Source organism: Pseudomonas sp. WS 5412, assembly GCF_012985615.1.
In the GTDB taxonomy this organism is placed as follows: Bacteria; Pseudomonadota; Gammaproteobacteria; order Pseudomonadales; family Pseudomonadaceae; genus Aquipseudomonas; species Aquipseudomonas shahriarae.
In genome coordinates this window covers 1-3,394 of record NZ_JAARMB010000050.1, presented here as the reverse complement: position 1 = coordinate 3,394, position 3,394 = coordinate 1, and the positions used below count along the sequence as shown (strand labels likewise).

2 rRNA genes are annotated in these 3,394 nt (G+C 50.6%); both read right to left on the bottom strand.

From position 1 onward, the window contains the following. Positions 1–47: 47 nt before the first annotated feature. Positions 48–163: ribosomal RNA gene (rrf, locus tag HBR94_RS28275) — 5S ribosomal RNA — on the bottom strand. A gap of 172 nt (positions 164–335) precedes the next feature. Continuing rightward, positions 336–3,229 (bottom strand): 23S ribosomal RNA (locus HBR94_RS28270). Between the last annotated feature and the right edge of the window lie 165 nt (positions 3,230–3,394).

Sequence of the window (3,394 nt, the reverse complement as noted above, 5' to 3'; positions counted from 1 at the left end):
AAACAAAACCCCTGTTTGCGTTAGCAAACAGGGGTTCTGGAATTTAATCTTGACGATGACCTACTCTCACATGGGGAAACCCCACACTACCATCGGCGATGCATCGTTTCACTACTGAGTTCGGGATGGGATCAGGTGGTTCCAATGCTCTATGGTCGTCAAGAAATTCGGGTACTGAGTCGTGACCAGATGGCCTCGCTTCAGCAAATTGGGTATGTGACAGCTTTCGGTGTTTTGTGAGATTCGAACTTTCGGTTCATTTCGTCTTCACACACCGCAATCTGATGCTTTTGCTTGTTTCCAAGTCAAGAGTAGTCAAATTGCTTGGGTGTTATATGGTCAAGCCTCACGGGCAATTAGTATTGGTTAGCTCAACGCCTCACAGCGCTTACACACCCAACCTATCAACGTCGTAGTCTTCGACGGCCCTTCAGGGAACTCAAGGTTCCAGTGAGATCTCATCTTGAGGCTAGTTTCCCGCTTAGATGCTTTCAGCGGTTATCTATTCCGAACATAGCTACCCGGCAATGCCACTGGCGTGACAACCGGAACACCAGAGGTTCGTCCACTCCGGTCCTCTCGTACTAGGAGCAGCCCCTCTCAAATCTCAAACGTCCACGGCAGATAGGGACCGAACTGTCTCACGACGTTCTAAACCCAGCTCGCGTACCACTTTAAATGGCGAACAGCCATACCCTTGGGACCGGCTTCAGCCCCAGGATGTGATGAGCCGACATCGAGGTGCCAAACACCGCCGTCGATATGAACTCTTGGGCGGTATCAGCCTGTTATCCCCGGAGTACCTTTTATCCGTTGAGCGATGGCCCTTCCATACAGAACCACCGGATCACTAAGACCTACTTTCGTACCTGCTCGACGTGTCTGTCTCGCAGTCAAGCGCGCTTTTGCCTTTATACTCTACGACCGATTTCCGACCGGTCTGAGCGCACCTTCGTACTCCTCCGTTACTCTTTAGGAGGAGACCGCCCCAGTCAAACTACCCACCATACACTGTCCTCGATCCGGATAACGGACCTGAGTTAGAACCTCAAAGTTGCCAGGGTGGTATTTCAAGGTTGGCTCCACGCGAACTGGCGTCCACGCTTCAAAGCCTCCCACCTATCCTACACAAGCAAATTCAAAGTCCAGTGCAAAGCTATAGTAAAGGTTCACGGGGTCTTTCCGTCTAGCCGCGGATACACTGCATCTTCACAGCGATTTCAATTTCACTGAGTCTCGGGTGGAGACAGCGCCGCCATCGTTACGCCATTCGTGCAGGTCGGAACTTACCCGACAAGGAATTTCGCTACCTTAGGACCGTTATAGTTACGGCCGCCGTTTACCGGGGCTTCGATCAAGAGCTTCGCGTTAGCTAACCCCATCAATTAACCTTCCGGCACCGGGCAGGCGTCACACCCTATACGTCCACTTTCGTGTTTGCAGAGTGCTGTGTTTTTAATAAACAGTCGCAGCGGCCTGGTATCTTCGACCGGCATGAGCTTACGGAGCAAGTCCTTCACCCTCACCGGCGCACCTTCTCCCGAAGTTACGGTGCCATTTTGCCTAGTTCCTTCACCCGAGTTCTCTCAAGCGCCTTGGTATTCTCTACCCAACCACCTGTGTCGGTTTGGGGTACGGTTCCTGGTTACCTGAAGCTTAGAAGCTTTTCTTGGAAGCATGGCATCAACCACTTCGTTAACTAAAAGTTAACTCGTCATCAGCTCTCGGCCTTAGAATCCCGGATTTACCTAAGATTCCAGCCTACCACCTTAAACTTGGACAACCAACGCCAAGCTGGCCTAGCCTTCTCCGTCCCTCCATCGCAATAACCAGAAGTACAGGAATATTAACCTGTTTTCCATCGACTACGCTTTTCAGCCTCGCCTTAGGGACCGACTAACCCTGCGTCGATTAACGTTGCGCAGGAAACCTTGGTCTTTCGGCGTGGGTGTTTTTCACACCCATTGTCGTTACTCATGTCAGCATTCGCACTTCTGATACCTCCAGCAAGCTTCTCAACTCACCTTCACAGGCTTACAGAACGCTCCTCTACCGCATCACCCGAAGGTGATACCCGTAGCTTCGGTGTATGGTTTGAGCCCCGTTACATCTTCCGCGCAGGCCGACTCGACTAGTGAGCTATTACGCTTTCTTTAAAGGGTGGCTGCTTCTAAGCCAACCTCCTAGCTGTCTAAGCCTTCCCACATCGTTTCCCACTTAACCATAACTTTGGGACCTTAGCTGACGGTCTGGGTTGTTTCCCTTTTCACGACGGACGTTAGCACCCGCCGTGTGTCTCCCATGCTCGGCACTTGTAGGTATTCGGAGTTTGCATCGGTTTGGTAAGTCGGGATGACCCCCTAGCCGAAACAGTGCTCTACCCCCTACAGTGATACATGAGGCGCTACCTAAATAGCTTTCGAGGAGAACCAGCTATCTCCGAGCTTGATTAGCCTTTCACTCCGATCCACAGGTCATCCGCTAACTTTTCAACGGTAGTCGGTTCGGTCCTCCAGTTAGTGTTACCCAACCTTCAACCTGCCCATGGATAGATCGCCCGGTTTCGGGTCTATTCCCAGCGACTAGACGCCCTATTAAGACTCGCTTTCGCTACGCCTCCCCTATTCGGTTAAGCTCGCCACTGAAAATAAGTCGCTGACCCATTATACAAAAGGTACGCAGTCACCCAACAAAGTGGGCTCCCACTGCTTGTACGCATACGGTTTCAGGATCTATTTCACTCCCCTCTCCGGGGTTCTTTTCGCCTTTCCCTCACGGTACTAGTTCACTATCGGTCAGTCAGTAGTATTTAGCCTTGGAGGATGGTCCCCCCATATTCAGACAAAGTTTCTCGTGCTCCGTCCTACTCGATTTCATGACTAAGAGATTTTCGCGTACAGGGCTATCACCCACTATGGCCGCACTTTCCAGAGCGTTCCGCTAATCTCAAAGCCACTTAAGGGCTAGTCCCCGTTCGCTCGCCACTACTAAGGGAATCTCGGTTGATTTCTTTTCCTCAGGGTACTTAGATGTTTCAGTTCCCCTGGTTCGCCTCTTAAGCCTATGTATTCAGCTTAAGATAACCATCTTATGATGGCTGGGTTCCCCCATTCAGACATCTCCGGATCAAAGTCTGTTTGCCGACTCCCCGAAGCTTTTCGCAGGCTACCACGTCTTTCATCGCCTCTGACTGCCAAGGCATCCACCGTATGCGCTTCTTCACTTGACCATATAACCCCAAGCAATCTGGTTATACTGTGAAGACGACATTCGCCGAAAATTCGATAATACTCAATTTGAGTAACTCACAAATTTTACCTTAGCCTGATCCGTTACCAGTGAAAGTAACGTTCAGTCTATCTTTCTATCACATACCCAAATTTTTAAAGAACGA